23 protein-coding genes and 1 other RNA gene are annotated in these 26,421 nt (G+C 56.8%); 5 read left to right on the top strand and 19 right to left on the bottom strand.

Annotation, left to right across the window (positions count from 1 at the left end):
• Positions 1-2: 2 nt before the first annotated feature.
• The 8 genes from HWQ15_RS03900 to HWQ15_RS03935 form a co-directional block, all read right to left on the bottom strand.
• Positions 3-746: an SDR family oxidoreductase gene (locus HWQ15_RS03900; protein WP_063148685.1), complete on the bottom strand. Its 744-nt coding sequence runs from the start codon at positions 744-746 to the stop codon at positions 3-5.
• A gap of 70 nt (positions 747-816) precedes the next feature.
• Positions 817-3,690, bottom strand: a complete 2,874-nt coding sequence (gene gcvP / locus HWQ15_RS03905; RefSeq protein ID WP_045308801.1) for an aminomethyl-transferring glycine dehydrogenase — start codon at positions 3,688-3,690, stop codon at positions 817-819.
• A gap of 127 nt (positions 3,691-3,817) precedes the next feature.
• Entirely contained in the window at positions 3,818-4,207 is a 390-nt protein-coding gene (gcvH, locus tag HWQ15_RS03910; RefSeq protein WP_058646291.1) for a glycine cleavage system protein GcvH, read from the bottom strand.
• 23 nt (positions 4,208-4,230) lie between these two features.
• Positions 4,231-5,325, bottom strand: coding sequence for a glycine cleavage system aminomethyltransferase GcvT (gcvT, locus tag HWQ15_RS03915; protein ID WP_003860107.1), 1,095 nt, complete (start codon positions 5,323-5,325; stop codon positions 4,231-4,233).
• Positions 5,326-5,722: 397 nt separating this feature from the next.
• On the bottom strand, positions 5,723-6,925 hold the full coding sequence (ubiI, locus tag HWQ15_RS03920; RefSeq protein WP_045308800.1) for an FAD-dependent 2-octaprenylphenol hydroxylase: 1,203 nt from the start codon (positions 6,923-6,925) through the stop codon (positions 5,723-5,725).
• A gap of 12 nt (positions 6,926-6,937) precedes the next feature.
• A complete protein-coding gene (gene ubiH, locus HWQ15_RS03925) occupies positions 6,938-8,116 on the bottom strand; it encodes a 2-octaprenyl-6-methoxyphenyl hydroxylase (RefSeq protein WP_063148687.1) in 1,179 nt (392 codons plus the stop codon).
• Entirely contained in the window at positions 8,113-9,426 is a 1,314-nt protein-coding gene (gene pepP / locus HWQ15_RS03930) for a Xaa-Pro aminopeptidase (RefSeq protein ID WP_139153375.1), read from the bottom strand. The genes ubiH and pepP overlap by 4 nt, the downstream gene beginning before the upstream one ends.
• A gap of 31 nt (positions 9,427-9,457) precedes the next feature.
• Positions 9,458-10,036 carry a YecA family protein gene (locus tag HWQ15_RS03935; RefSeq protein WP_072201010.1) on the bottom strand — a complete coding sequence of 193 codons (579 nt, stop codon included), beginning with the start codon at positions 10,034-10,036 and terminating at the stop codon, positions 9,458-9,460.
• Between the two features lie 167 nt (positions 10,037-10,203).
• Between HWQ15_RS03935 and zapA the strand changes: the two genes are divergently transcribed.
• The 3 genes from zapA (at position 10,204) to HWQ15_RS03950 (ending at position 11,379) form a co-directional block, all read left to right on the top strand.
• Positions 10,204-10,533, top strand: a complete 330-nt coding sequence (gene zapA / locus HWQ15_RS03940; RefSeq protein ID WP_003860096.1) for a cell division protein ZapA — start codon at positions 10,204-10,206, stop codon at positions 10,531-10,533.
• 41 nt (positions 10,534-10,574) lie between these two features.
• A non-coding RNA gene (ssrS, locus tag HWQ15_RS03945) (6S RNA) lies at positions 10,575-10,758 on the top strand.
• Between the two features lie 24 nt (positions 10,759-10,782).
• Positions 10,783-11,379 (top strand): 5-formyltetrahydrofolate cyclo-ligase, encoded by a 597-nt coding sequence (locus tag HWQ15_RS03950; protein WP_063216172.1) that lies wholly within the window; start codon positions 10,783-10,785, stop codon positions 11,377-11,379.
• A gap of 34 nt (positions 11,380-11,413) precedes the next feature.
• Here the strand turns inward: HWQ15_RS03950 and HWQ15_RS03955 are convergent, their stop codons facing one another.
• The 3 genes from HWQ15_RS03955 to rpiA form a co-directional block, all read right to left on the bottom strand.
• Positions 11,414-12,079 carry a hypothetical protein gene (locus HWQ15_RS03955; RefSeq protein WP_139153374.1) on the bottom strand — a complete coding sequence of 222 codons (666 nt, stop codon included), beginning with the start codon at positions 12,077-12,079 and terminating at the stop codon, positions 11,414-11,416.
• 14 nt (positions 12,080-12,093) lie between these two features.
• Positions 12,094-13,326 (bottom strand): phosphoglycerate dehydrogenase, encoded by a 1,233-nt coding sequence (serA, locus tag HWQ15_RS03960; RefSeq protein ID WP_022649321.1) that lies wholly within the window; start codon positions 13,324-13,326, stop codon positions 12,094-12,096.
• A 265-nt stretch (positions 13,327-13,591) separates the two neighbouring features.
• Entirely contained in the window at positions 13,592-14,251 is a 660-nt protein-coding gene (gene rpiA, locus HWQ15_RS03965) for a ribose-5-phosphate isomerase RpiA (protein ID WP_022649322.1), read from the bottom strand.
• 127 nt (positions 14,252-14,378) lie between these two features.
• On the opposite strand from rpiA, the gene argP reads away from it, so the two are divergent.
• Positions 14,379-15,272: a DNA-binding transcriptional regulator ArgP gene (gene argP / locus HWQ15_RS03970; protein ID WP_003860089.1), complete on the top strand. Its 894-nt coding sequence runs from the start codon at positions 14,379-14,381 to the stop codon at positions 15,270-15,272.
• Between the two features lie 42 nt (positions 15,273-15,314).
• On the opposite strand, the gene HWQ15_RS03975 is transcribed toward argP, so the two are convergent.
• The 7 genes from HWQ15_RS03975 to tkt form a co-directional block, all read right to left on the bottom strand.
• Complete coding sequence (locus tag HWQ15_RS03975; RefSeq protein ID WP_022649323.1) at positions 15,315-16,037, bottom strand: oxidative stress defense protein; 723 nt, start codon at positions 16,035-16,037, stop codon at positions 15,315-15,317.
• 92 nt (positions 16,038-16,129) lie between these two features.
• On the bottom strand, positions 16,130-16,765 hold the full coding sequence (gene argO / locus HWQ15_RS03980) for an arginine exporter ArgO (RefSeq protein WP_003860085.1): 636 nt from the start codon (positions 16,763-16,765) through the stop codon (positions 16,130-16,132).
• Between the two features lie 143 nt (positions 16,766-16,908).
• Complete coding sequence (locus tag HWQ15_RS03985; RefSeq protein WP_022649325.1) at positions 16,909-17,763, bottom strand: small-conductance mechanosensitive channel MscS; 855 nt, start codon at positions 17,761-17,763, stop codon at positions 16,909-16,911.
• Positions 17,764-17,951: 188 nt separating this feature from the next.
• On the bottom strand, positions 17,952-19,031 hold the full coding sequence (fbaA, locus tag HWQ15_RS03990; RefSeq protein ID WP_017692704.1) for a class II fructose-bisphosphate aldolase: 1,080 nt from the start codon (positions 19,029-19,031) through the stop codon (positions 17,952-17,954).
• Positions 19,032-19,123: 92 nt separating this feature from the next.
• A complete protein-coding gene (gene pgk, locus HWQ15_RS03995; protein ID WP_023298554.1) occupies positions 19,124-20,287 on the bottom strand; it encodes a phosphoglycerate kinase in 1,164 nt (387 codons plus the stop codon).
• A 49-nt stretch (positions 20,288-20,336) separates the two neighbouring features.
• Positions 20,337-21,356, bottom strand: coding sequence for an erythrose-4-phosphate dehydrogenase (gene epd, locus HWQ15_RS04000; RefSeq protein WP_022649326.1), 1,020 nt, complete (start codon positions 21,354-21,356; stop codon positions 20,337-20,339).
• 356 nt (positions 21,357-21,712) lie between these two features.
• Complete coding sequence (tkt, locus tag HWQ15_RS04005; protein ID WP_022649333.1) at positions 21,713-23,704, bottom strand: transketolase; 1,992 nt, start codon at positions 23,702-23,704, stop codon at positions 21,713-21,715.
• A gap of 272 nt (positions 23,705-23,976) precedes the next feature.
• On the opposite strand from tkt, the gene HWQ15_RS04010 reads away from it, so the two are divergent.
• On the top strand, positions 23,977-24,735 hold the full coding sequence (locus HWQ15_RS04010) for a M48 family metallopeptidase (RefSeq protein ID WP_003860073.1): 759 nt from the start codon (positions 23,977-23,979) through the stop codon (positions 24,733-24,735).
• Between the two features lie 45 nt (positions 24,736-24,780).
• Here the strand turns inward: HWQ15_RS04010 and HWQ15_RS04015 are convergent, their stop codons facing one another.
• Positions 24,781-26,421, bottom strand: coding sequence for a thiamine pyrophosphate-binding protein (locus HWQ15_RS04015; RefSeq protein WP_063148691.1), 1,641 nt, complete (start codon positions 26,419-26,421; stop codon positions 24,781-24,783).

A 26,421-nucleotide genomic window follows, 5' to 3' on the forward strand; every position in this document is an offset into this window, starting at 1 on the left:
CGTTACTTCCCGCCAGCCAGCTCCAGGAAGCTACCGGTGACATAGGAGGCTTTGTCGCTCAGCAGCCAGGTAATGGCCTGGGCGACCTCCTCCGGCTGACCGCCACGCTGCATCGGTAACATCGACTTCACCCGATCCACACGCCCCGGCTCGCCGCCGGAGGCGTGAATATCGGTATAAATCAGGCCTGGCCGCACGCAGTTAACGCGAATGCCCTGCGCCGCCACCTCCAGCGCGAGGCCGGTTGTCAGGGAATCCACGGCCCCTTTGGAGGCAGCATAATCCACATACTCCCCCGGTGCGCCCAGTCGTGAGGCCGCCGAGGAGACATTCACAATCGCGCCGCCCTTGCCGCCGTGTTTATGCGACATGCGCTTCACCGCCTCACGGCAGCAGAGAAAATAGCCAGTGACGTTGGTGGACAGCACGCGGTTAATACGTTCAGCTGAGAGGTGTTCGATGGAGGATTGTTCAAACAAAATCCCGGCGTTGTTCACCAGCGCGGCGAGCGGCTCACCTTCGCGATCGATGCTGTCGAACATCGCCATCACCTGCGATTCATCGCTGATATCCGCGCGCACGGCAAAGGCCTTACCACCCGCGTCCACGATCTGATTAATGACCTCTGTCGCGGCTTTGATGTTGTGATGAAAATTCACCGCAACGGTGTAGCCTTCGCTTGCCAGCTGTAGCGCGGTGGCTTTACCAATACCCCGGCTGGCGCCGGTGACCAATGCAATTGCCATTCTTTTCTCCCAATAAAAAAGCCGGGTGGCGGCTTCGCCTTACCCGGCCTACGTTACTACAGGAACAACGTTACTGGTATTCGCTCATCGGTACGCAGGAGCAGAACAGGTTACGGTCGCCGTAAACATCATCAAGACGTTTCACGGTTGGCCAATATTTGTTTGCCACACCTGCCGGGAAGACAGCCAGCTCGCGGGTATAACCGTGGTTCCACTCTGCCACCAGTTCGTTCTGGGTATGCGGGGCGTTGACCAGCGGGTTATCTTCCAGCGTCCATTCCCCGCCTTTCACGCGGTCGATTTCGCTGCGGATCGCCAGCATCGCGTCGATAAAGCGATCCAGCTCCACCTTGCTTTCAGACTCGGTCGGCTCAACCATCAGCGTTCCTGCAACCGGGAAGGACATGGTTGGCGCGTGGAAGCCATAGTCGATCAGGCGCTTGGCAATATCCAGCTCGCTGATGCCCGTCTCTTCTTTCAGAGGACGAATATCGAGGATGCATTCGTGCGCCACGCGACCATCGCGGCCGGTGTAGAGCACCGGATAGGCGTCTTTCAGACGTGTTGCGATGTAGTTGGCGTTGAGGATCGCCACCTGGCTGGCCTGCTTGAGCCCTTCCGCGCCCATCATGCGGATGTACATCCAGCTGATTGGCAGGATAGAGGCGCTGCCGAACGGTGCCGCGGAGACCGCGCCCTGACGGGTCAGCATGCCTTCAATCTGTACCACGCTATGGCCTGGCACAAACGGTGCCAGGTGCGCTTTGACGCCGATTGGGCCCATGCCCGGGCCGCCGCCGCCGTGCGGAATGCAGAACGTTTTATGCAGGTTGAGGTGCGACACGTCCGCGCCAATAAAGCCCGGAGAGGTGATGCCCACCTGGGCGTTCATGTTCGCGCCGTCGAGGTAAACCTGGCCGCCGAACTGATGCACCACTTCACATACTTCACGGATCGTTTCTTCGTACACGCCGTGGGTGGACGGGTAGGTCACCATGATGCAGGAGAGTTTGTCGCCTGCCTGCTCGGCTTTCGCGCGCAGGTCGGCCAGATCGATGTTGCCGTTTTTGTCGCACGCCACAACCACCACTTCCATTCCTGCCATCTGGGCAGAGGCCGGGTTGGTGCCGTGGGCAGAGCTTGGGATCAGACAGATATCGCGGTGGCCTTCGTTGCGGCTTTCGTGATAGTGACGGATCGCCAGCAGACCGGCGTATTCACCCTGCGCACCGGAGTTCGGCTGCATGCAGAGCGCGTCGTACCCGGTCAGCTTCACCAGCCAGTCGGAGAGCTGGTTGATCATCATGTGATAACCTTCCGCCTGCTCAGCCGGGCAGAACGGGTGCAGCTCGGAGAATTCAGGCCAGGTGATTGGGATCATCTCAGCCGCGGCGTTCAGCTTCATGGTGCAGGAGCCCAGCGGGATCATCGCCTGGTTCAGCGCCAGATCTTTACGTTCCAGAGAGTGCATGTAACGCATCATCTCGGTTTCGCTGTGATAGCGGTTGAACACCGGGTGAGTCAGGATCGCGTCGTCGCGCAGCATGCTTTCCTGAATGGAGCGGCTGTCGAGCGCAACCTCTTTGTCGAGCGTATCAACGTCCAGACCCTGTGCGTCACCCAGCAATACGTTGAACAGGGTCAGGATATCGTCACGGGTGGTGCTTTCGTCCAGCGTAATGCCGACCGCATTGTGAATGTCGCTGCGCAGGTTGATTTGTGCTGCCTCGGCGCGTGCCAGCACGGCCGCTTTGTCTGCCACCTCGACGCACAGGGTGTCGAAGTAGTGCTCATGACGCAGCCTGAGACCTTTCTGTTGCAGACCGCAGGCCAGGATATCGGCCAGACGGTGGATGCGGCTGGCAATGCGTTTCAGACCTGCCGGACCGTGGAACACCGCGTATAAGCTGGCAATGTTAGCCAGCAGCACCTGCGAGGTACAGATGTTGGAGTTCGCTTTCTCGCGGCGGATATGCTGCTCGCGGGTCTGCATCGCCATGCGCAGCGCGGTGTTACCGGCGGCATCTTTCGATACGCCGATAATACGGCCTGGCATGGAACGTTTAAATTCATCTTTCGCGCCAAAGAACGCCGCGTGCGGGCCGCCGTAGCCCATCGGCACGCCGAAGCGTTGCGCTGAGCCGAAGACAATATCCGCGCCCTGTTTACCTGGCGCCGTCAGCAGCACCAGCGCCATAAAATCAGCGGCGACGCTAACAATAACCTTACGGGATTTGAGCTCGGCGATCAGCGCGCTGTAATCATGCACTTCCCCGGTGGTGCCCACCTGCTGTAACAGCACGCCGAAGACGTCCTGGTGATCCAGCACTTTGTCAGCGTCGTCGACAATCACCTCAAAGCCGAAGGTTTCCGCACGGGTGCGCACCACGTCCAGCGTCTGGGGATGCACGTCCGCCGCGACGAAGAAGCGGTTGGCGTTTTTCAGCTTGCTCACGCGCTTCGCCATCGCCATCGCTTCAGCGGCGGCAGTGGCTTCATCCAGCAGCGAGGCAGAGGCGATATCCATACCGGTCAGATCCAGCGTCACCTGCTGGAAGTTCAGCAGCGCTTCCAGACGGCCCTGGGAGACTTCTGGCTGATACGGGGTGTAAGCGGTGTACCAGCCCGGGTTTTCCAGCATGTTACGCAGGATCACCGGCGGTAACTGCACGTTGGTGTAGCCCATGCCGATGTAAGACTTATAGCGCTTGTTAAGGCCGGCGATGGCCTTCAGCTCCGCCAGCGCGGCGAACTCCGTCGTGGACTCGCCTACCTGCGGCGGTGTGGCAAGCTGGATGTCTTTTGGCACGATCTGGCCGATCAGTGCGTTTAATGAATCCGCGCCAACTGTCTTCAGCATCTCCTGCTGTTGCTGAGCATCCGGCCCAATGTGACGTTCAATGAAGGCGCCACGGTTTTCAAGCTGGCTTAAAGTCTGTGTCATGAGCGATGGTTCCTGAAACGTGCAGTGAATCGTAATTATCTGTAACGCTGTTGCCCGGTGGCGCTAACGCTTACCGGGCCTACGTAGATCTGTAGGCCGGATAAGCGCAGCGCCATCCGGCACAACGTTATTCGTCTTCCAGTAGTGCTTCGTACGCGGTCGCATCCAGCAGCGCGGCAACCTGCGCTTCGTCGCTGGCTTTGATCTTAAAGATCCAGCCGCTTTCATAAGGCTCGCTGTTCACCAGCTCCGGGGAGTCGCTCAGCGCGTCGTTCACGGCAACAATTTCACCGCTCACCGGAGCGTAGATGTCAGAGGCCGCTTTAACGGATTCCGCCACCGCACAGTCGTCGCCTGCGCTCACGGTTGCGCCCACTTCCGGCAGGTCAACAAACACCATGTCGCCCAGCAGTTCCTGCGCGTGCTCGGTGATCCCAACGGTGTAAGTGCCGTCCGCCTCTTTGCGCAGCCACTCGTGTTCTTTGCTGTATTTCAGTTCTGCTGGCACATTGCTCATTGAAGTTCTCCTGATAAAAATAGTTAGGCGACCGGCTTACCGGCGCGAACAAAAATCGGTTTGGTCACGTTGACCGGCATTTCGCGGTTGCGGATCTGCACCACCGCCGTTTCGCCAATCCCCGCTGGCACGCGTGCCAGTGCAATGCTGTAGCCGAGCGTCGGGGAGAACGTTCCGCTGGTGATCACGCCTTCGCGATGATTGCCATCGGCATCGGTGAAGCGCACCGGCAGCTCGCCGCGCAGAACGCCTTTTTCTTTCATCACCAGGCCAACCAGCTGTTCAGTGCCCTTCTCGCGCTGCATCTCCAGCGCTTCACGGCCAATAAAATCACGGTCAGCCGGTTCCCACGCGATGGTCCAGCCCATGTTGGCCGCCAGCGGTGAGACGCCTTCGTCCATCTCCTGACCGTAGAGGTTCATCCCCGCTTCCAGACGCAGCGTATCGCGCGCGCCCAGGCCCGCAGGCTTCACACCCGCCTCCACCAGCGCACGCCAGAAATCGGCGGCCTTTTCGTTTGGCATTGCAATTTCGTAGCCCGCTTCACCGGTGTAGCCGGTGGTGGCGATAAACAGATCCCCCGCCTGCACGCCGAAGAACGGCTTCATGCCTTCGGTTGCTTTGCGCTGCTCGTCGCTGAACAGAGACGCGGCTTTCGCCTGGGCGTTTGGCCCCTGCACCGCAATCAGCGACAGATCGTCACGAACGGTGATGTCGATGGCGTAAGGTTCAGCGTGTTGGGAAATCCAGGAAAGGTCTTTTTCGCGGGTGGCGGAGTTTACAACGAGGCGGAAGAAATCTTCGGTGAAGTAGTAGACGATGAGGTCGTCAATCACGCCGCCAGAGGCATTGAGCATGCCGGTATAGAGCGCTTTGCCCGGCGTTTTTAGTTTGGCGACGTCGTTTGCCAGCAGATAACGCAAAAACTCCCGGGTGCGGCTACCGCGCAGGTCGACAATCGTCATATGAGACACGTCGAACATACCGGCATCGGTGCGCACCGCGTGGTGCTCATCAATCTGCGAGCCGTAGTGCAGCGGCATCATCCAGCCGTGGAAGTCCACCATGCGGGCGCCGCATAACACGTGCTGTTCGTACAAAGGAGTCTGTTGAGCCATCTTTTCCTCGTTGAAAAATTCACCGTGAAACCCGGTGTCGACCTCGCGATCGAGGGCCGACGCAAACGTTCTCTTTTACCTGAACTTACCACCGAAACCGGCGGTTAACCATAAGGTAAAACGGGTCATCACATTAGCTTATGACCAAAAATCGCTGAAAAGCCTACAGAGTTATTCACTGGTAAAATGCGATTAAACCCGCATAAAATTAACATCGAGCTAACAGGATTTAGCAGATGGTGATATTTCGTGCGGAAAAACGGGCCGAATTTCCGTAACATAAAAATAGTAAGATTAGATTTTCTAATGCGAAAAATGACGTGAAATTAGATTATTTCAAACGAGGAGATTTCCCCGGCGCGAAGGCCGGGAAAATAAAGTGTGACGGGGATCGAGATTAACGTAACCAGTCGGGAAGATCGTTAAGACCCATTGCCTGACGAAGAAGCTGCGGTTTGACGCCGGGAAGGGTGTCGGCCAGTTTGAGGCCGATATCGCGTAGCAGTTTTTTCGCCGGGTTCGCTCCGGCAAATAGCTCGCGGAAGCCCTGCATACCCGCCAGCATCATCGCCGCACTGTGTTTGCGGCTGCGCTCGTAGCGACGCAGATACAGATGCTGACCAATATCTTTACCTTCCCGATGCAGACGACGCAGCTCTTCAACCAGCTCGGCCGTGTCCATAAAGCCGAGGTTCACCCCCTGCCCGGCCAGCGGATGAATCGTATGCGCCGCATCCCCTACCAACGCCAGACGGTGCGCCGCAAACTGACGCGCGTAGCGACCGGTTAACGGAAACGCCTGGCGTTCGCTTTCAAGCGTGCACAGGCCCAGACGGTTATCAAACGCCACGCATAGCGCCTGATTAAAGGCGTCCGGCGTCGCCTCCTGCATCTGCTGCGCTTTCTCCGGCTCTAAAGACCAGACGATGGAGCAGAGATGCGGATCGGCAAGCGGCAGGAAGGCCAGAATGCCATCATTGTGGAAAATCTGGCGCGCCACGCCGCCATGCGGCTCTTCGGTGCGGATTGTGGCAACCAGGGCGTGATGACGGTAATCCCAGAAGGTCAGCGGAATATCCGCTTTGTTACGCAGCCAGGAATTGGCGCCGTCGGCACCCACTACCAGCCGCGCGGTCAGCATGTCGCCGCTTTCAAGAGTTATAAACGCGTCGTTTTCGCCCCACGCCACCTGCTGAAGTTTCGCCGGTGCGATCAGCGTGACGTCGCTGCACTGCTGCGCTTTTTGCCACAGCGCGTGGTGGATCACCGCGTTTTCAACGATGTGCCCAAGGTGGCTGTAGCCCATGCTTTCATCGTCAAACGCGATATGGCCGAAGCTGTCTTTATCCCACACTTCCATGCCATGGTAACAGCTGGCACGCAGCGCCACGATTTCAGACCAGACGCCAAGGTGCGTCAGTAGCTTTTCGCTGGCGGCATTGATCGCCGAGACGCGCAGCTCCGGCGGTGCATCCTGCGCCACAGGCTGCGGCGCATTTTGCTCAAGCACCGCCACGCGCAGGCCGCTGCCCTGTAAACCACAGGCCAGCGCCAGTCCTACCATTCCGCCGCCGACAATGGCGACATCAACATTTTGCACGGTGATTACTCCTTAACGCGCGACCCAACCCAGGGTCCGCTGCGCCAGCACGTCACGTGCCGGAATGAACAGTTCCATCGCCATCAGCCCAAGGTTGCGACCCGCAACCAGCGGTGCCCAGCGATTGGCAAACAGGTGGACTAAACCGTCGGTAACGCCAATGGTCGCCGCTTTGTCCGCCTGACGTCGTTTCTGGTAATGGCTCAGCACTGAGTATGCGCCACAATCCTGTTGTTCGCTCCACGTCCGCGCCAGTAGCTCAGCCAGGCTCATCACGTCGCGCAGGCCAAGGTTAAAGCCTTGCCCGGCGATGGGGTGCAGCGTCTGCGCGGCGTTGCCGACCAGGGCGACGCGATGGGAGACAGTCTGCGATGCGGTCGTCAGCGCGAGCGGATAGGCCACGCGTTTTCCGGCCTGGGTGATACGCCCAAGCCGCCAGCCGAAGGCTTTTTGCAGCTCGGAACTAAAACGTTCGTCGGACCAGGAGAGAACCTCATCGGCCCGGTCCTGCGCATGGCACCACACCAGCGAGCAGCGCCCGTTCGACATCGGCAGCATGGCCAGCGGGCCGTGCTCCGTGAAGCGCTCAAATGCCCTGCCGTTATGCGTGCCAGCCGTAGAGACGTTAGCGATGACCGCCACCTGCCCATAGGGTTCAGAGCGCAATTCGACGCCGCACTGCGTGGCGATCGCGGAGCGTGAACCATCCGCCGCCACCAGCAGTTCCCCCTCCAGCGTGGTGCCGTTGTCCAGCGTCACGCTGACGGCTTCGTCACGGCGGCTAAAGCTGGCGACGCGCGCCGGACAGTGCAGCGTGACGCCAGGCGCGTCCTGTAACAGACGGAACAGCCGCAGCCCTACGTCATGCAGCTCGACAACCTGCCCCAGCGCCTCGATCCGGTAATCGTGGGCATCCAGCGTTACGAACCCGGCGTGCCCGCGATCGCTGACGTGAACGGTGCCGATCGCCGTCGCGCAATCCGCTATCGCCTGCCAGATCCCAATACGCGCAAGCTGCTGACAGGTTCCCTGCGCCAGCGCGATAGCGCGGGCGTCGAAACCGGGATGATCGGCCGCCTGCGGCGCGACCGCCTCAACCAGATGCACCGGAAGCTGGCCCTGGGTTAACTGCGAAATAGCCAACGCCAGAGTAGCGCCGGTCATGCCTCCGCCAACGATGATCACGCTCATCCGCGTGCCGCCGCCATCAGCGCCTCGATGTCGTCGGCTTTTTTCACCACGGTCGCGGTCAGGTTTTCGTTACCGGTTTCGGTGATGACGATGTCATCTTCAATACGAATGCCGATCCCGCGGTACTGTTCCGGCACCTCGGCATCCGGCGCGATGTACAGCCCCGGCTCAACGGTCAGCACCATGCCTGGCTCCAGCACGCGCGAACGTTCCGGACCGTATGCCCCCACGTCATGCACATCCAGCCCCAGCCAGTGGCTCAGGCCGTGCATAAAGTACGGGCGATGGGCGTTTTCGGTTATAAGGGTATCCACATCGCCTTTCAGAATGCCAAGCTTCACCAGCCCGGTAATCATGATGCGCACCACCTCGCCCGTAACCTCCTGGATGGAGGTGCCAGGGCGGAACAGCGTCAGCGCGGTCTCCAGAGACTCAAGCACGATGTCATAGATTTCACGCTGCGCTGGGGTGAATTTACCGTTCACCGGGAAGGTACGGGTGATGTCGCCCGCGTAACCCTGATATTCACAGCCGGCGTCAATCAGCACCAGATCGCCGTCGCGCAGTTCACTTTCGTTTTCGGTGTAGTGCAGAATGCAGCCATTTTCCCCGCCGCCTACGATGGTGTTATAGGACGGGAAGCGCGCGCCGTGACGGTTAAATTCATGGTGAATTTCCCCTTCAAGCTGGTACTCGAACATACCGGGACGGCACTTTTCCATGGCGCGGGTATGCGCCAGGGCGCTGATTTCGCCCGCGCGGCGCATCACATTCAGCTCTTCTTCAGACTTAAACAGGCGCATCTCATGCACCACCGGTCGCCAGTCTGTCAGGGTTGCGGGTGCAGACAAATTCTGACGTGAGCCTTTACGCAGCTTATCCAGCGCAGTGAAAACAATCTCATCCGCATAGGCGTATTCACCCTGCGCGTGGTACAGCACGTCCAGGCCGTTGAGCAGTTGATAGAGCTGCTGGTTGATTTCGCTGTAGGCCAGCGCGCGGTCCACGCCCAGTTTTTCCGGCGCCGCCTCCTGACCTAAGCGGCGGCCAAACCAGATTTCCGCGGTCAGATCGCGCACGCGGTTGAAAATCACGCTGTGGTTGTGGGTGTCATTGCTTTTAATCAGCACCAGTACCGCTTCCGGCTCGTTAAACCCGGTGAAGTACCAGAAATCACTGCTCTGGCGATAGGGGTATTCGCTGTCGGCGCTGCGCGTCACTTCCGGCGCGGCGAAAATCAGGGCAGCGCTTCCCGGCTGCATTTTTGCCAGCAGCGCCTGACGACGGCGAGAATACTCTTGACTGGAGATAACCATGACACCCTCCTGTGCGTTATTTTTCTTAGTGTAATGTTGGCTTGCGAACTTCCGGCGCGGTCGGCTGCGAGCGCGTAAAGTTGTCGTGGCACAGCAGAGACGCCACGCGCACGTACTCGATGATCTCTTCGAGAGACATCTCCAGCTCTTCCTGGTCTTCGTCTTCATCGTAGCCGAGCTGGGCGATGTTACGCAGATCGTCGATCGCTTCACCCGCTTCGCCGGTCACTTTATCCAGTTTAGGCTGGGTTACGCCCAGGCCAAGCAGATAGTGGTTTACCCAACCCGCGAGCGCATCAGCGCGATCGAAGACGCTGACATCGTCGCCTTCAGGCAGATAAAGCTGAAAAAGAAAGCCATCGTCTTCCAGGGAATCGCTGGTTGCGGCGTGCATTTTACGCAGCGCTTCCGCCAGTTCGTGGCCAAATGCCAGCCCTTCGTTGGTGAGGTCGTGGATCAGCGGCAGCCATGAGCTGTCGCTGTTTCCGCCGCACAGTATGCCGCTGATCAGACCGTGCATTTCGGCAGGGGTTAGACCGACTCCCTGCTGGTTCAGTAACTGGTTTAAATCCTTGTAACCAGGCATTTCGTTCTGTATAGACATACGCATTCGTCATCAAAGGGAGGATATTCATGATATGCTACCACTTTGGACCCTGGTGATACCAGAAAAGGGCTTGTATCTTCACATCAGGGTAGCTATAGTGTCGCCCCTTCGCAGCCCCCGGGGCAGTAAGCGAAGGCAGCGCAGTCAATCAGCAGGAAGGTGGCATGTCTGCACAACCCGTCGATCTCCAGATTTTTGGCCGTTCACTGCGAGTGAATTGTCCGCCTGAACAAAGGGATGCTTTGAATCAGGCTGCGGACGATTTGAATCAGCGGTTGCAAGATCTAAAAGAACGCACTAGAGTCACAAATACTGAGCAGCTGGTTTTCATCGCCGCGTTGAACATCAGCTATGAACTGACTCAGGAAAAAGCGAAGACCCGCGATTACGCGGCAAGCATGGAGCAGCGCATTAAAATGCTCCAGCAGACCATTGAACAGGCATTGCTTGATCAAGGTCGCAGTCCTGAAAGACCGGGACCAAAGTTTGAATAACACTTCTCAGTTGACTATGGTAGAGTAACTGTGAAGACAAAATTTCTCTGAGATGTTTGCAAGCGGGCCAGTCCCCTGAGCCGATATTTCATACCACAAGAATGTGGCGCTCCATGGTTGGTGAGCATGCTCGGTCCGTCCGAGAAGCCTTAAAACTATGACGACACATTCACCTTGAACCAAGGGTTCAAGGGTTACAGCCTGCGGCGGCATCTCGGAGATTCCCTCTCTCTTCTTCTACCAACTACCATGACTCAATTCCCTGAAGTTTCTGCTTCACGCCAGGATATCCGTCAGCTCATTCGCCAGCGTCGTCGTGCCTTAAGCGCCGAACAACAGGCACAGTTTGCCCAGCAGGCCGCCGCCCGTATGATGGCCTATCCGCCTGTGGTGATGGCAAACACCGTCGCCCTGTTTCTTTCGTTTGATGGTGAGCTGGATACCCAACCGCTTATCGACCACCTCTGGCGCGCCGGGAAAAAAGTTTATCTGCCGGTGCTGCATCCCTTTAGCCGGGGCAATCTGCTGTTTCTGCACTACCATCCGCACAGCGAGCTGGTGGTGAATCGTCTGAAAATCACCGAACCCAAACTCGACGTGCGCGATGTGCTGCCGCTATCTGAACTGGATGTGCTGATTACGCCGCTGGTGGCGTTTGACGAGCAGGGACAGCGCCTGGGAATGGGCGGTGGTTTTTACGACAGAACGCTACAAAACTGGCAGCAGTACGGATTGCAGCCGGTGGGCTATGCGCATGATTGTCAGGGCGTGGAGGCATTACCCGTAGAGAAATGGGATGTGCCGTTACCGGCGGTGGTGACGCCCAGTAAAACCTGGACCTGGTAGAACAAAGCCGGGTGGCGGCTACGCCTTACCCGGCCTACATAAATCCTCGAACATTGTAGGTCGGGTAAGCGTAAGCGCCACCCGACACACAGACCGCACGAACATTGTAGGTCGGGTATGCGTAAGCGCCACCCGACACACAGACCTCACGAACATTGTAGGTCGGGTAAGCGTAAGCGCCACCCGACACACAGACCGCACGAACATTGCAGGTCGGGTATGCGTAAGCGCCACCCGACACACAGACCTCACGAACATTGTAGGTCGGGTAAGCGTAAGCGCCACCCGACACACAGACCGCACGAACATTGTAGGTCGGGTAAGCGTAAGCGCCACCCGACACACAGACCGCACGAACATTGTAGGTCGGGTAAGCGTAAGCGCCACCCGACACACAGACCGCACGAACATTGAAGGTCGGGTAAGCGTAAGCGCCACCCGATACACAGACCGCACGAACATTGTAGGTCGGGTAAGCGTAAGCGCCACCCGATACACAGACCGCACGAACATTGTAGGTCGGGTAAGCGTAAGCGCCATCCGATACACAGACCGCACGAACATTGTAGGTCGGGTATGCGTAAGCGCCACCCGACACACAGACCGCACGACCGTTGTAGGTCGGGTAAGCGTAAGCGCCACCCGACACACAGACCGCACGAACATTGTAGGTCGGGTAAGCGTAAGCGCCACCCGACACCACAGACCGCACTATCAGTACAGCAGACGCGCGCGAATCGTCCCCGGAATGGCCTTCATGCTCTGCAATGCTTTCTCGGCAATGTCTTCATCCGCTTCAATATCAATCACCACATAACCCATCTGCGCGTTCGTTTGCAGATACTGCGCGGCAATGTTGACGCCCTGTTCGGCAAAGATCTGGTTGATAGCAGTCAGCACGCCCGGACGGTTTTCGTGAATGTGCAGCAGACGACGCCCGCCGTGTAGCGGCAGAGACACTTCCGGGAAGTTCACCGCAGAGAGCGTTGAACCGTTGTCGGAATATTTGCTCAGCTTGCCCGCCACTTCCAGGCCGATATTCTCCTGCGCTTCCTGAGTAGAACCGCCGATGTGCGGCGTCAGGATCACGTTGTCGAACTCGCACAGTGGAGAGGTGAACGGATCGCTGTTGGTGGCCGGTTCCGTCGGGAACACGTCAATCGCCGCACCCGCCAGATGCTTACGCTTCAGCGCATCGCACAGCGCAGGAATATCGACCACTGTACCGCGCGCGGCGTTGATCAGCAGTGAGCCCGGCTTCATCAGCGCCAGCTCTTCCGCTCCCATCATGTTTTTTGTGGACGCATTTTCCGGCACGTGCAGGCTGACCACGTCGCTCATGTTCAGCAGGTCAGAAAGATGCTGCACCTGCGTCGCGTTACCCAGCGGCAGTTTGTTTTCGATATCGTAGAAAAACACGTGCATGCCAAGGGATTCCGCCAGAATACCGAGCTGCGTACCGATGTGGCCGTAACCAATAATCCCGAGTTTTTTACCACGCGCTTCGTAGGAGCCCGCGGCCAGTTTATTCCACACGCCGCGGTGCGCTTTGGCGTTAGCTTCCGGAATACCGCGAAGGAGTAGCAGCAGCTCGCCAATCACCAGCTCCGCCACGGAACGGGTGTTGGAGAACGGGGCGTTAAAAACCGGGATACCGCGTTTTGCGGCGGCATTCAGATCAACCTGATTGGTACCGATACAGAAACAGCCAATCGCCACCAGCTTTTCCGCCGCAGCAATAACGTCTTCAGTCAGTTGGGTACGGGATCGCAGGCCAATGAAATGGGCATCACGGATGGACGCTTTCAGCTCTTCAGTATCCAGCGCGCCTTTGTGAAATTCGATGTTGGTGTAACCTGCAGCGCGAAGGCTATCGAGCGCTTTCTGGTGCACGCCTTCAACCAGCAGGAATTTAATCTTGTCTTTCTCCAGTGATACCTTTGCCATTTACCCGACCCTGTTTTTATCTGAACTGATGTTGTGCTGGATATAAATCCCATGCAGCCAACATATCAAAAAAAACTATTGCAGCAATATGAACGTTTGCGTCGGCACTCTGAAGAAAAGTCATACAGAGCAAAATGACAGAGGAAAATGCTATGGAAATTTACAAACGCGGAAGGATCGGCAAAAGAGGCGGAAAAACGTGACACAAGTCACCGAATTTAGCTTTTCAAAATTTTTTAGCGGGGGGAGCGCTCCCCCCGTCAGATCATTTTACGATGGTTTTTACACCGTCAGCCGTGCCGATCAGCGCCACATCCGCGCCACGGTTGGCAAATAACCCTACTGTAACGACGCCCGGAATGCCGTTGATCGCATTTTCCAGCGCAATGGCATCGAGGATCTCAAGGCCGTGAACGTCGAGGATCACGTTGCCGTTGTCGGTCACCACACCCTGACGGTATTCCGGACGACCACCCAGCTTCACCAGTTGACGTGCCACGGCACTGCGCGCCATCGGGATCACTTCGACCGGCAGCGGGAAACTCCCCAGAATGTCGACCTGCTTGGAGGCGTCCGCGATGCAGATGAACTTATCCGCCACGGAGGCAATGATTTTTTCACGGGTCAGCGCCGCGCCACCGCCTTTGATCATCTGCATGTGGCCGTTGATTTCATCCGCGCCATCAACGTAAATGCCCAGACGGTCCACTTCGTTGAGGTCGAAAACAGTGATGCCGAGGCTTTTCAGCTTTTCCGTGGAAGCATCGGAGCTCGAAACCGCGCCCTCGATTTGCCCCTTCATCGTGCCCAGCGCATCGATAAAGTGCGCCGCCGTCGATCCCGTACCAACACCGACAATGGTACCCGGCTGTACGTACTGGAGAGCGGCCCATCCTACTGCTTTTTTCAGTTCATCCTGCGTCATGATCGTTTTGCCTGTGGTGTGAAAACTCAGGGCGCATTATAGAACACGTCGAATGGATTTCGTCTGCCACGAAGGGAAAATTGTGTCATAGTGCAGATTAAGCAAAATTAAGGAGTCAGCCAGAGCAATGAAACGTCCGGACTACAGAACACTACAGGCACTTGATGCAGTTATTCGTGAACGCGGTTTTGAGCGCGCGGCGCAAAAGCTGTGCATCACCCAGTCCGCCGTATCACAGCGTATCAAACAGCTTGAAAACATGTTCGGGCAGCCGCTGCTGGTGCGTACCGTACCGCCGCGTCCAACGGAGCAAGGACAAAAGCTCCTCGCCCTGCTGCGCCAGGTTGAACTGCTGGAAGACGAGTGGCTGGGCGATGAACAGACCGGCTCCACGCCGCTGCTGCTGTCGCTGGCGGTGAACGCCGACAGTCTGGCAACCTGGCTGCTGCCGGCCCTTGCGCCGGTGCTGGCCGACTCCCCTATCCGCCTGAATCTCCAGGTTGAAGATGAAACCCGCACCCAGGAACGTCTGCGTCGCGGCGAAGTGGTTGGTGCCGTCAGTATTCAGCCTCAGGCGCTGCCAAGCTGTCTGGTGGATCAGTTGGGCGCGCTGGATTACCTCTTCGTCGGTTCAAAAGCCTTTGCCGAGCGCTATTTCCCGAACGGTGTGACCCGCGCCGCGCTGCTGAAAGCGCCTGCCGTCGCGTTCGACCATCTGGACGATATGCATCAGGCCTTCCTGCAGCAAAACTTCGATCTGCCGCCGGGCAGCGTGCCGTGTCATATCGTTAACTCGTCCGAAGCCTTCGTGCAGCTTGCACGTCAGGGAACCACCTGCTGCATGATCCCGCATCTGCAGATTGAGAAAGAGTTGAAAAGCGGTGAGCTGATTGATTTAACTCCGGGGCTGTATCAGCGCCGGATGTTGTACTGGCACCGTTTTGCGCCGGAAAGCCGCATGATGCGCAACGTCACCGACGCGCTGCTGGCGTTTGGGCATAAGGTGTTAAGACAGGATTGAAAAACAAGCCGGGTGGCGGCTTCGCCTTACCCGGCCTACGGGTTACTGAGCTGGCTTTTCAGTCGGCTCCAGCTGGAACACCACATCAACCTGATCGTCGAACTGAATGGTTGGCTGCTCGTAGGTTTCCTGAGCAGAAACCGGCGCGGCATCCGCTTTCATCATCCGCACCATCGGGCTTGGCTGGTAGTTTGAAACGTGGTAACGCACGCTGTAAACCGGACCGAGCTTGCTCTTGAAGCCGGATGCCAGCTGCTGTGCCTGATGAATGGCATCATCAATCGCCGCTTTACGCGCTTCGTCTTTATACTTCTCCGGTTGCGCAACGCCCAGCGAGACGGAACGAATTTCGTTCAGCCCTGCCTTCAGCGCACCATCCAGCAATCCGTTGAGCTTATCAAGCTGGCGCACGGTCACTTCTACAGTACGCACGGCGCGATAGCCTTTCAGGATGCTTTTGCCGTTCTGGTAATCGTAATCCGGTTGAGTACGCAGGTTCGCAGAGCTGATGTCTTTTTTCGCGACACCGTTCTGTTCCAGGAAAGAGAGGTATTGCGCAACACGATCGTCTGCCTGTTTCTTAGCGGAAGCAGCATCTTTCGCCGCCACGTTCACTTCAATTGCCAGGGTTGCAACATCCGGTACCGCATCCACGCTTGCCGTACCTGAAGTGACAATGTGCGGGCCGTTTGGCAGTTCATTCGCCTGCACCGACACCGCACCTAAACTTACTAATGCCGCCAGGGCCATCACCTTAAACTTCACTGTCATTCCTCCATGTTGCGAAGAGTGCCCTGTTAACAGGGCTCATGCCGGCAAGCTTAGCGGGTCTTGTTCAGATGTCCATAAGACAACGCTTAGTTGAACAATCCCTGTACGTGATGAATGCCCTCTTTCGCCAGCTGGAAGGCAATAAACCACATCACCAGCCCCACCAGGGTATTGATAATGCGCTGCGCTTTGGCGGTACGCAGTCGTGGCGCCAGCCACGCCGCCAGGATCGCAAGACCAAAGAACCAGAGGAAGGAGGCGCTGACCGTACCGAGCGCAAACCAGCGTTTGGGCTCAACGTCCAGCTGTCCACCCAGGCTGCCGAGCACCACGAACGTATCAAGATAAACGTGCGGGTTAAGCCATGTCACGGCGAGCATGGTGACGATAATCTTCCAGCGCCCTTGCTTCATCACTTCGGCGCTCGCCAGCTCAAGATTGCTGCTCATGGCCGTTTTCAGGGCGCCAAACCCGTACCACAGCAGAAACGCTACGCCGCCCCAGGTAACCAGCGCCAGCAGCCACGGCGACTGCATCAACAGGGCGCTGCCGCCAAAAATCCCGGCGCAAATCAGCAGCAGATCGCTCACCGCGCACAGCAGGGCAATCATCAGATGGTACTGACGGCGAATGCCCTGATTCATCACGAACGCATTTTGTGGACCAAGGGGAAGGATCATGGCCGCACCTAACGCAAGCCCTTGAAAATAGTAAGATAACATAACGTAATTCTCGCAGAGTTGTCCTTGGGCAGACTATACTGCGGGAACGACATTAGAGGAAATGGATAATATTAATTGGGGATTAGCGAGGCTAATAAAAGAAAAGCCCGGTGTCGCTGACGCTTACCGGGCCTACGGAGACGTTACTCTGCTTCTTTGACTTTTTTGACGTTTACGTCCATCTGCGGGTACGGGAAGCTGATGCCGTTAGCATCGAAGTCACGCTTAATGCGCTCCAGCACATCCCAGTATACGTTTTGCAGATCGCTGCTTTTGCTCCAGATGCGCACCACAAAATTAATGGATGATGCGCCCAGTTCATTCAGACGAACGGTCTGCTCGCGGTCCTTCAGAATACGGTCATCTGAAGCAATGATGTTGGTAATCAGAGACTTCACCTGATCGATATCGGAATCGTACGCCACGCTGATGATCAGCTCGTTACGACGCACCGGCTCGCGGGAGAAGTTAATGATATTGCCGGCAATGATTTTCCCGTTCGGTACCACCACAATACGACCGTCGACAGTACGCAGAGTGGTAGAGAAAATCTGTACCTGCAACACGGTACCCGCGATCCCGCCTAAATCCACGTATTCACCGGAACGGAACGGACGGAAGGTTACCAGCAGTACGCCCGCCGCCAGGTTCGACAGCGAACCTTGTAATGCCAGACCAATGGCCAGACCGGCAGCACCGAGCACAGCGATGACGGATGCCGTCTGCACGCCGACACGCCCCAGCGCCGCAATCAGCGTAAAGGCGATGATGCCGTAACGCACCAGCGCGGAGAGGAAATCGGCGACCGTGGCGTCAATGTGACGTGCAACCATCACCCGGTTGACCGCGTTCGATACGATACGCGCCACGATCATCCCGACAATGATGATGGCAATAGCGGCAACAATATTCACAGCGTAGCTCAGCAGTAGCGCCTGGTTGCGCACCAGCCAGTTACCCGCGTGATTGATGCTGTCTACAACATCAAGTTGTTCCATTTATTCTTCCTTTTGCTAAACCAAAACACAAAATCTATCCCTTAAGGGGACAGGCAGGTCAGTAAAGGGTAAACAAAAAGAGCGGGTAATGCCAAACAGATCACAAAATCAGGTATTGCAGGATATTGAAAAAGCATAAAAAAAGGCCCGCATTTGCGGGCCTTCTGATGTGCTGTCAGCAGTACAAATTACAGAACGTCAACCGCGTTCAGTTCTTTGAATGCCTGCTCCAGACGAGTAATCATAGAAGTCTGGGCAGCGCGCAGCCATACGCGTGGATCGTAGTATTTCTTGTTCGGCTGGTCTTCGCCTTTCGGGTTGCCCAGCTGACCTTGCAGGTAAGCTTCGTTGGTTTTGTAGTATTGCAGGATACCGTCCCAGGTTGCCCACTGGGTGTCGGTATCGATGTTCATTTTCACTACGCCGTAGCTTACGGAATCTTTGATTTCCTGAGCAGAAGAACCGGAACCGCCGTGGAAGACGAAGTTCAGGCTGTTGTGCGGCAGGTTGTGTTTCTTAGACACATATTCCTGAGAATCACGCAGGATGGTCGGGGTCAGAACCACGTTACCTGGCTTGTACACGCCGTGCACGTTACCGAAGGATGCTGCGATGGTGAAGCGTGGGCTGATTTTGCTCAGCTCGGTGTAAGCGTAATCAACGTCTTCTGGCTGAGTGTACAGAGCAGAAGCGTCCATGTGGCTGTTGTCCACACCGTCTTCTTCACCGCCGGTGCAACCCAGTTCGATTTCCAGGGTCATGCCCATTTTGGACATACGCGCCAGGTACTTAGAGCAGATCTCGATGTTTTCTTCCAGAGACTCTTCGGACAGGTCGATCATGTGAGAAGAGAACAGTGGCTTACCGGTTGCTGCGAAGTGTTTTTCACCTGCGTCCAGCAGACCGTCGATCCATGGCAGCAGTTTTTTCGCGCAGTGGTCAGTGTGCAGGATAACCGGAACACCGTAGTGCTCAGCCATCTGGTGAACATGATGTGCGCCAGAGATAGCACCCAGGATAGCAGCGCCCTGAGGAACGTCAGTTTTCACGCCTTTACCTGCGATGAACGCAGCGCCGCCGTTAGAGAACTGAACGATAACCGGTGCTTTAACTTTTGCAGCGGTTTCCAGTACGGCGTTGATGGAGTCGGTACCTACGCAGTTAACTGCTGGCAGAGCGAAGTTGTTTTCTTTAGCTACCTGGAACACTTTCTGTACGTCATCACCAGTGATAACGCCAGGTTTTACGAAATCAAAAATTTTAGACATGTTGCTTAGTCCTGTATCTTCGGCCGTTAGAAAAGGTGCGAGCTCTGATAAGCGCGCTGAAAATTGGGCAGGTTTCCCTGCCCCTGAATGGCTTACTTCTTAGCGCGCTCTTCGAGCATTGCTACTGCTGGCAGGACTTTGCCTTCCACGAATTCGAGGAATGCGCCGCCACCAGTGGAGATGTAGGAGATCTTGTCAGCGATACCGAACAGGTCGATAGCTGCCAGGGTGTCACCACCGCCTGCGATAGAGAACGCTTCGCTGTCTGCGATAGCGTTAGCCACGATTTCAGTCCCTTTGCGGAAGTTCGGGAATTCGAACACGCCGACAGGACCGTTCCACAGGATAGTTTTTGCGTTTTTCAGGATTTCAGCCAGTTTCTGTGCAGAAACGTCGCCCAGGTCCAGAATCTGCTCTTCATCTTTGATGTCATTAACAGATTTAAGGGTTGCGGTAGCAGTTTCGGAGAACTCGGTCGCCACGCGAACGTCAGTTGGAACCGGGATATCACAGGTGCTCAGTAGACGTTTGGCTTCGTCAACCAGATCCGCTTCGTACAGGGATTTACCCACGTTGTGGCCTTGCGCAGCAACGAAGGTGTTCGCGATACCACCGCCAACGATCAGCTGGTCAGCAATTTTGGACAGAGAATCCAGAACGGTCAGTTTGGTAGAAACTTTAGAACCACCAACGATAGCGACCATCGGACGAGCAGGTTCTTTCAGTGCTTTACCCAGAGCTTCCAGTTCGTCAGCCAGCAGTGGACCTGCACAGGCGACGTCTGCGAATTTACCGATACCGTGGGTAGAAGCCTGCGCACGGTGAGCCGTACCGAATGCATCCATCACGAATACGTCGCACAGCGCAGCGTATTTTTTGGACAGGGTTTCGTCGTCTTTCTTTTCACCTTTGTTGAAGCGAACGTTTTCCAGAACAACCAGCTCACCTTCGGCAACTTCCACGCCGTCCAGGTAATCTTTCACCAGGCGAACCGGGTTGGACAGTTTGTCTTTCAGGTAATTAACAACCGGCAGCAGAGAGAACTCTTCGTTGTACTCGCCTTCAGTTGGACGGCCCAGGTGGGAGGTGACCATCACTTTAGCGCCCTGCTTCAGAGCCAGTTCAATGGTTGGCAGAGATGCACGGATACGCGCGTCGCTGGTCACTTTGCCATCTTTAACCGGTACGTTCAGATCGGCACGGATGAAAACGCGTTTACCTGCCAGATCCAGATCGGTCATCTTAATTACAGACATGGTGAATCCTCTCGTTGATTCTTAAAGTTTTGCAAGCGCAAGGTGCGCTCTACCTGAAACCTTTTGCGGCCATGGCTAACGTGGTGTCGAGCATTCGGTTAGCAAAGCCCCATTCGTTATCACACCAGACCAGCGTCTTGATGAGGTGCGCACCACTGACTCGCGTCTGCGTGCCATCCACGATGGCGCTGTGCGGGTCGTGGTTAAAATCTACTGAGACCAACGGTAATTCCGTATAGTCAACTATACCATGAAATGCTCCCTGTGCCGCTTTTTGCAGCAACAGGTTGACTTCACAAGCTTTTACCGGTTTTTTCACCGTCACGCTAAGATCGATTGCGGTGACGTTTATCGTCGGGACGCGCACGGCAATCGCTTCGAAACGGTCGTTAAACTGCGGGAAAATACGCGTGATCCCGGCAGCCAGTTTCGTATCCACCGGAATGATGGACTGGCTCGCCGCGCGAGTGCGTCGTAAATCCGGATGGTAGGCGTCGATAACCTGCTGATCATGCATGGCGGAGTGAATCGTGGTCACGGTACCGGATTCAATGCCATACGCATCGTCTAACAGTTTAATGACCGGAATAATGCAGTTGGTGGTACAGGAGGCGTTGGAGACAATGCGGTGTTCAGCCTGCAGCTCGTGCTGGTTAACACCAAACACGACGGTGGCGTCGAGGTCGTGACTGCCGGGATGGGAGAACAGCACTTTTTTCGCGCCAGCATTCAGATGCGCTTCGCCATGTTCACGGTTACCGTACACGCCGGTACAGTCCAGCACCACATCCACACCCAGTTCGCGCCAGGGCAGCTCTTCAATACTGTTCTCATGCAGCACGCGGATGGCATCGTCACCGACGAACAGCTGTTCCCTTTCCTGGCGAACGTCCCAGGCAAAGCGACCGTGGCTGGTGTCATATTTCAACAAATGCGCCATGCCCGCAGCATCCGCCAGTTCATTGATTGCCACCACGGTGATTTCCGCACGACGCCCGGATTCATATAAAGCACGAACCACGTTGCGCCCGATGCGACCGAAGCCATTAATCGCTACGCGTACGGTCATAGATCTCCTGCAAAGCTATCCCTGAGTTTGAGGTGGCTGAAAGAGTAATCCAGCGACGCCCGAAGGGGAATCCTTGCTGTCACAAACTGCGATTGATTGGTCAATTGTCGAACATTTAATCGACTGAAACGCTTCAGCAAGAATAAGCGAATCGGGGAATAAAAGGAATCTCTGTCCAGATGAATAAGCGAGCTATATGACTTGCATCACATTTTCGGTGGAATAATTTACAGAGCAGTTACATGTCTGAGGAATCGTGCATACAAAAAAGCCGGGCGGCGCTAACGCTTACCCGGCCTACATTTTATGCCATTTGTAGGCCCGGTAAGCGTTAGCGCCACCGGGCAAAACGGCAATTACAGCAGTTCTTTCGCTTTAGCGACAACGTTCTCAACGGTGAAGCCGAACTCTTCGAACAGCAGCTCTGCCGGAGCAGATTCACCGAAGGTGGTCATACCGACGATAGCGCCGTTCAGGCCCACGTATTTGAACCAGTAATCAGCGATACCCGCTTCCACTGCCACGCGAGCGGAGACCGCTTTAGGCAGTACAGATTCCCGGTACGCGGCATCCTGCTTGTCGAACGCATCGGTAGACGGCATGGAAACCACGCGCGCTTTCACGCCTTCAGCAGTCAGTTTTTCCCATGCGGCAACGGCCAGTTCAACTTCAGAACCGGTCGCGATAAAGATCAGCTCAGGCTGGCCCGCGCAATCTTTCAGCACGTAACCACCGCGGGCGATGTTTGCCAGCTGCTCTGGGGTACGTTCCTGCTGCGCCAGGTTCTGACGGGAGAGGATCAGCGCAGTCGGGCCGTCCTGACGCTCAACGCCGTATTTCCACGCCACCGCAGATTCAACCTGGTCACATGGACGCCATGTGCTCATGTTCGGGGTCACGCGCAGGGAAGCCACCTGCTCTACCGGCTGGTGAGTTGGACCATCTTCGCCCAGACCGATGGAGTCGTGGGTGTAGACCATCACCTGACGCTGTTTCATCAGCGCGGCCATACGCACGGCGTTACGTGCATACTCTACGAACATCAGGAAGGTAGAGGTGTACGGCAGGAAACCACCGTGCAGAGCGATACCGTTGGCAATCGCGGTCATACCGAATTCACGTACACCATAATGGATGTAGTTACCGGCAGTGTCTTCGTTGATTGGCTTAGAGCCAGACCACAGGGTCAGGTTAGATGGCGCCAGGTCAGCGGAACCGCCGAGGAATTCTGGAAGCAGAGGACCAAACGCTTCGATCGCATTCTGAGATGCTTTACGGCTGGCGATTTTAGACGGGTTCGCCTGCAACTTCGCGATGAACTCGTTCGCTTTCGCGTCGAAGTCAGACGGCATGTCGCCTTTCATACGACGGGTGAATTCAGCCGCTTCCTGTGGGAAGGCTTTCGCGTAAGCCGCGAACTTCTCGTTCCAGGCTGCTTCTTTCGCCTGGCCCACTTCTTTCGCATCCCACTGCGCGTAGATTTCAGATGGGATTTCGAAGGCAGGGTGTTTCCAGCCAAGCGCTTCACGGGTCAGTGCGATTTCCGCGTCGCCCAGTGGTGCGCCGTGGGAGTCGTGAGTGCCCGCTTTGTTCGGAGAACCGAAGCCGATGATGGTTTTGCACATCAGCAGGGACGGTTTGTCGGTCACGGCGCGCGCTTCTTCTACGGCACGTTTAATCGAGTCAGCATCGTGGCCATCAACGCCGCGCACAACGTGCCAGCCGTAGGCTTCGAAACGTGCGGCGGTGTCGTCAGTGAACCAGCCTTCAACGTGACCGTCGATGGAGATGCCGTTGTCGTCGTAGAACGCAACCAGTTTACCCAGCTTCAGAGTGCCTGCCAGGGAACACACTTCGTGAGAAATGCCTTCCATCATGCAGCCGTCGCCCAGGAACGCATAGGTGAAGTGGTCAACGATGTCGTGGCCAGGACGGTTGAACTGTGCCGCCAGGGTCTTCTCAGCAATCGCCATACCCACGGCATTCGCAATGCCCTGACCCAGCGGACCGGTAGTGGTTTCAACGCCAGCGGTGTAGCCCACTTCCGGGTGACCTGGAGTTTTGGAGTGCAGCTGACGGAAATTTTTCAGCTCTTCGATTGGCAGATCGTAGCCAGTGAGGTGCAGCAGGCTGTAGATCAGCATAGAGCCATGGCCGTTAGACAGCACGAAACGGTCGCGGTCTGCCCATGCCGGGTTCTGCGGGTTGTGGTTAAGGAAATCACGCCACAGGACTTCGGCGATGTCAGCCATGCCCATAGGGGCGCCCGGGTGGCCGGATTTGGCTTTCTGTACTGCGTCCATGCTCAGCGCACGAATAGCATTAGCAAGCTCTTTACGTGAGGACATTTTAACTCCAGATCGGACTGTTAAAGGCCATGCCCTTGACGACAGCGCGTTTTGGGCTACGCCGGAAAAAAGTGCCAACAATGTAACCCAAGCCGCAGGGCATGTACATGGACCATTCTTTTGCAGCTTAAGAAATCTCTGGATCATGCTCGCATGTTGCGCAATCTACTCGCCCGCCCCTGTAGATATTCCTTATACTTAGCCCGACACCGGCTTCGTTGACGGTGCATTTTTCGGAATTAATTCAGATTAACGAGTACGGAAGCAACATCATGAAAATGCGTGCAATTGGGCTGGCTGTGGGAACAACGCTCCTGCTAAGCGGCTGTCAGAATATGGATTCTAACGGCCTGATGACCTCAGGCGCAGAAGCTTTTCAGGCCTACTCATTGAGCGATGCGCAGGTGAAAGCGCTGAGCGACGAGGCCTGTAAGGATATGGATGGAAAAGCTACGCTTGCCCCGGCAAACAGCACCTACACGCAGCGTCTGAACAAGATTGCTTCCGCGCTGGGCGACAACATTAACGGTCAGCCGGTGAACTACAAGGTGTATATGGCGAAAGACGTCAACGCCTTCGCGATGGCTAACGGCTGTATCCGCGTTTACAGCGGCCTGATGGACATGATGACCGACAACGAAGTGGAAGCGGTGATCGGCCATGAAATGGGTCACGTTGCTCTCGGTCACGTGAAGAAAGGGATGCAGGTTGCGCTGGGCACCAATGCCGTGCGTGCTGCGGCGGCCTCTGCGGGCGGCATTGTCGGCAGCCTGTCCCAGTCGCAGCTGGGCGACGTGGGTGAGAAACTGGTTAACTCCCAGTTCTCCCAACGTCAGGAGTCGGAAGCGGATGACTACTCTTACGATCTGTTGCGCAAACGCGGCATCAATCCATCGGGTTTAGCCACCAGCTTCGAAAAACTGGCGAAACTGGAGGAAGGCCGTCAAAGCTCCATGTTTGACGATCACCCGGCCTCCGTTGAACGCGCGCAGCATATCCGTGACCGCATGGCGGCAGACGGAATTAAATAAAACTTCGGCCCGGTGCGCGCCGCGCTACCGGGCAACAAGGCTCAATCAGTACAGCGTTTTCTGTGGCGGCCCGGCAAACTTCAGGGCGCCAATCTGCCCCATCCGCACTTCCACCACCGACGGCCCCGGCATCGCCAGCGCTTCCGTTATCACCGCATCAAAGTCCTCAGCCCGCTCAACGCTCCAGGCCTGTAGGCCAATCGCCTGCGCCAGCAGGGTAAAATCCGGTGTATGCAGCGCGTTATAATACTGACGCCCGCCAAAATATTTATCCTGAATACCGCGCATTACGCCGTAGCCCCCGTCGTTCATGATGAGCAGCGTCACGTTGGCTTTCTCCTGCGCCAGCGTCGCCAGCTCGCCTAAATTGAGGCTCAGGCCGCCGTCGCCCACCAGTCCCACCACCTTACGCTGCGGGTTGGCAATCGCGGTGCCGATGGCCATCGGCAGCCCCATACCAATCGCCCCGGCGAGGGAGTGGATGTTCAGCAGCGGACCGTTAGCCCTGAACAGACGGCTACCCCACAGGCTGCCGGACACGGTGATATCGCGCACCAGCAGGCCGTCTTTCGGCAGGGCTTTTTCTATGGCGTCGTTAAGCTTCGCATAGGCGCCGCACTGCTCGCGCAGCCCCTGCTCAGCTTGCCCGACCGCCTGCTGCACCTGCATATCCCACTGGGCGTTGCCCCACTCGCGGCCCTGCACTTTTTTAGCCAGCGCGCCAAGCAGCGCTGAACAATCTGCTATCAACGTGCTATCCATCAGGTAGTTACGGCTGGCCGCCGCCGGGTCGATATCAATCTGCACGCGCGGGGACGGCAGCTCAAGCGTCCAGGAGCGGGTTTCGTTGCTGCGCAGACGTGAACCGGCCACCAGCGTAAAATCACACTGCGCAATCAGCGCCTCCACCGACGGCGAGTTGTGGAACGCCCGCAGGCTGGCGCGGTGGTCGTCCGGCAGCACGCCGCGCGCGTGGGTGCTGGAAATCACGGTGATGCCCGCATCCGCCAGTTTTTTCACCGCCTCAGCGCTTCCCAGCGCCCCGCCGCCCAGCCACAGCAGCGGCTGTTTCGCCTGTTTGAGCTGCGCCCACAGCGCGTCAACCATCCCGGTATCCACGGCTGGAACCGATGCCGGTTTTACCGGGGCGGTTACCAGCGACAGCGGAATTTTGGCGCCCTGAATATCAATCGGGATTTCCACCGAGACCGGTCCGCACGGTGGGGTCTGCGCGTCCTGGATGGCTTTATGCAGAATGGCTATCGCCTGATTCGCATTGCTGATACGGTACGCCCGTTTTGAGCTGGCCTTCAGGAAGGTCAGCTGATCGCGGGTTTCATGGATAAACCCGGTGTCGGCGTCCAGCCAGGCTTTCTCTACCTGCCCGGTTAAATGCAGCAGCGGCGTGCAGGCATTCATCGCTTCCACCAGCGCGCCTACCGCGTTCCCGGCCCCCGCGCCGGTGCTGGTCAGCGCCACGCCGAGGCCGGAAAAGCGCCCGTGAGCATCGGCCATGGTGACGGAACCGGCTTCACCGCGCGCGGGTACAAAGCGGATATTGCCCCGCTGCCCAACCGCATCCGCTATCGGCAGGTTGTGAATGGAGATGACGCCGTAGATGGCCTCAACCTGATACTGCTCCAGCGTTCTGGCGATGGCGTCGCCGACGGTTATCATTTCGCTCAT

It is taken from the genome of Enterobacter sp. DSM 30060, assembly GCF_013375955.1.
GTDB lineage: Bacteria > Pseudomonadota > Gammaproteobacteria > Enterobacterales > Enterobacteriaceae > Enterobacter > Enterobacter intestinihominis.

What these genes read in the sequence shown, in the direction of transcription:
- HWQ15_RS03900 (WP_063148685.1), bottom strand. Translation starts at nt 746, where the DNA reads ATGGCAATTGCATTGGTCACCGGCGCCAGCCGGGGTATTGGTAAAGCC.
- gcvP (WP_045308801.1), bottom strand. Translation starts at nt 3,690, where the DNA reads ATGACACAGACTTTAAGCCAGCTTGAAAACCGTGGCGCCTTCATTGAA.
- gcvH (WP_058646291.1), bottom strand. Translation starts at nt 4,207, where the DNA reads ATGAGCAATGTGCCAGCAGAACTGAAATACAGCAAAGAACACGAGTGG.
- gcvT (WP_003860107.1), bottom strand. Translation starts at nt 5,325, where the DNA reads ATGGCTCAACAGACTCCTTTGTACGAACAGCACGTGTTATGCGGCGCC.
- ubiH (WP_063148687.1), bottom strand. Translation starts at nt 8,116, where the DNA reads ATGAGCGTGATCATCGTTGGCGGAGGCATGACCGGCGCTACTCTGGCG.
- HWQ15_RS03935 (WP_072201010.1), bottom strand. Translation starts at nt 10,036, where the DNA reads ATGTCTATACAGAACGAAATGCCTGGTTACAAGGATTTAAACCAGTTA.
- zapA (WP_003860096.1), top strand. Translation starts at nt 10,204, where the DNA reads ATGTCTGCACAACCCGTCGATCTCCAGATTTTTGGCCGTTCACTGCGA.
- HWQ15_RS03950 (WP_063216172.1), top strand. Translation starts at nt 10,783, where the DNA reads ATGACTCAATTCCCTGAAGTTTCTGCTTCACGCCAGGATATCCGTCAG.
- serA (WP_022649321.1), bottom strand. Translation starts at nt 13,326, where the DNA reads ATGGCAAAGGTATCACTGGAGAAAGACAAGATTAAATTCCTGCTGGTT.
- rpiA (WP_022649322.1), bottom strand. Translation starts at nt 14,251, where the DNA reads ATGACGCAGGATGAACTGAAAAAAGCAGTAGGATGGGCCGCTCTCCAG.
- argP (WP_003860089.1), top strand. Translation starts at nt 14,379, where the DNA reads ATGAAACGTCCGGACTACAGAACACTACAGGCACTTGATGCAGTTATT.
- argO (WP_003860085.1), bottom strand. Translation starts at nt 16,765, where the DNA reads ATGTTATCTTACTATTTTCAAGGGCTTGCGTTAGGTGCGGCCATGATC.
- HWQ15_RS03985 (WP_022649325.1), bottom strand. Translation starts at nt 17,763, where the DNA reads ATGGAACAACTTGATGTTGTAGACAGCATCAATCACGCGGGTAACTGG.
- fbaA (WP_017692704.1), bottom strand. Translation starts at nt 19,031, where the DNA reads ATGTCTAAAATTTTTGATTTCGTAAAACCTGGCGTTATCACTGGTGAT.
- pgk (WP_023298554.1), bottom strand. Translation starts at nt 20,287, where the DNA reads ATGTCTGTAATTAAGATGACCGATCTGGATCTGGCAGGTAAACGCGTT.
- epd (WP_022649326.1), bottom strand. Translation starts at nt 21,356, where the DNA reads ATGACCGTACGCGTAGCGATTAATGGCTTCGGTCGCATCGGGCGCAAC.
- tkt (WP_022649333.1), bottom strand. Translation starts at nt 23,704, where the DNA reads ATGTCCTCACGTAAAGAGCTTGCTAATGCTATTCGTGCGCTGAGCATG.
- HWQ15_RS04010 (WP_003860073.1), top strand. Translation starts at nt 23,977, where the DNA reads ATGAAAATGCGTGCAATTGGGCTGGCTGTGGGAACAACGCTCCTGCTA.
- HWQ15_RS04015 (WP_063148691.1), bottom strand. Translation starts at nt 26,421, where the DNA reads ATGAGCGAAATGATAACCGTCGGCGACGCCATCGCCAGAACGCTGGAG.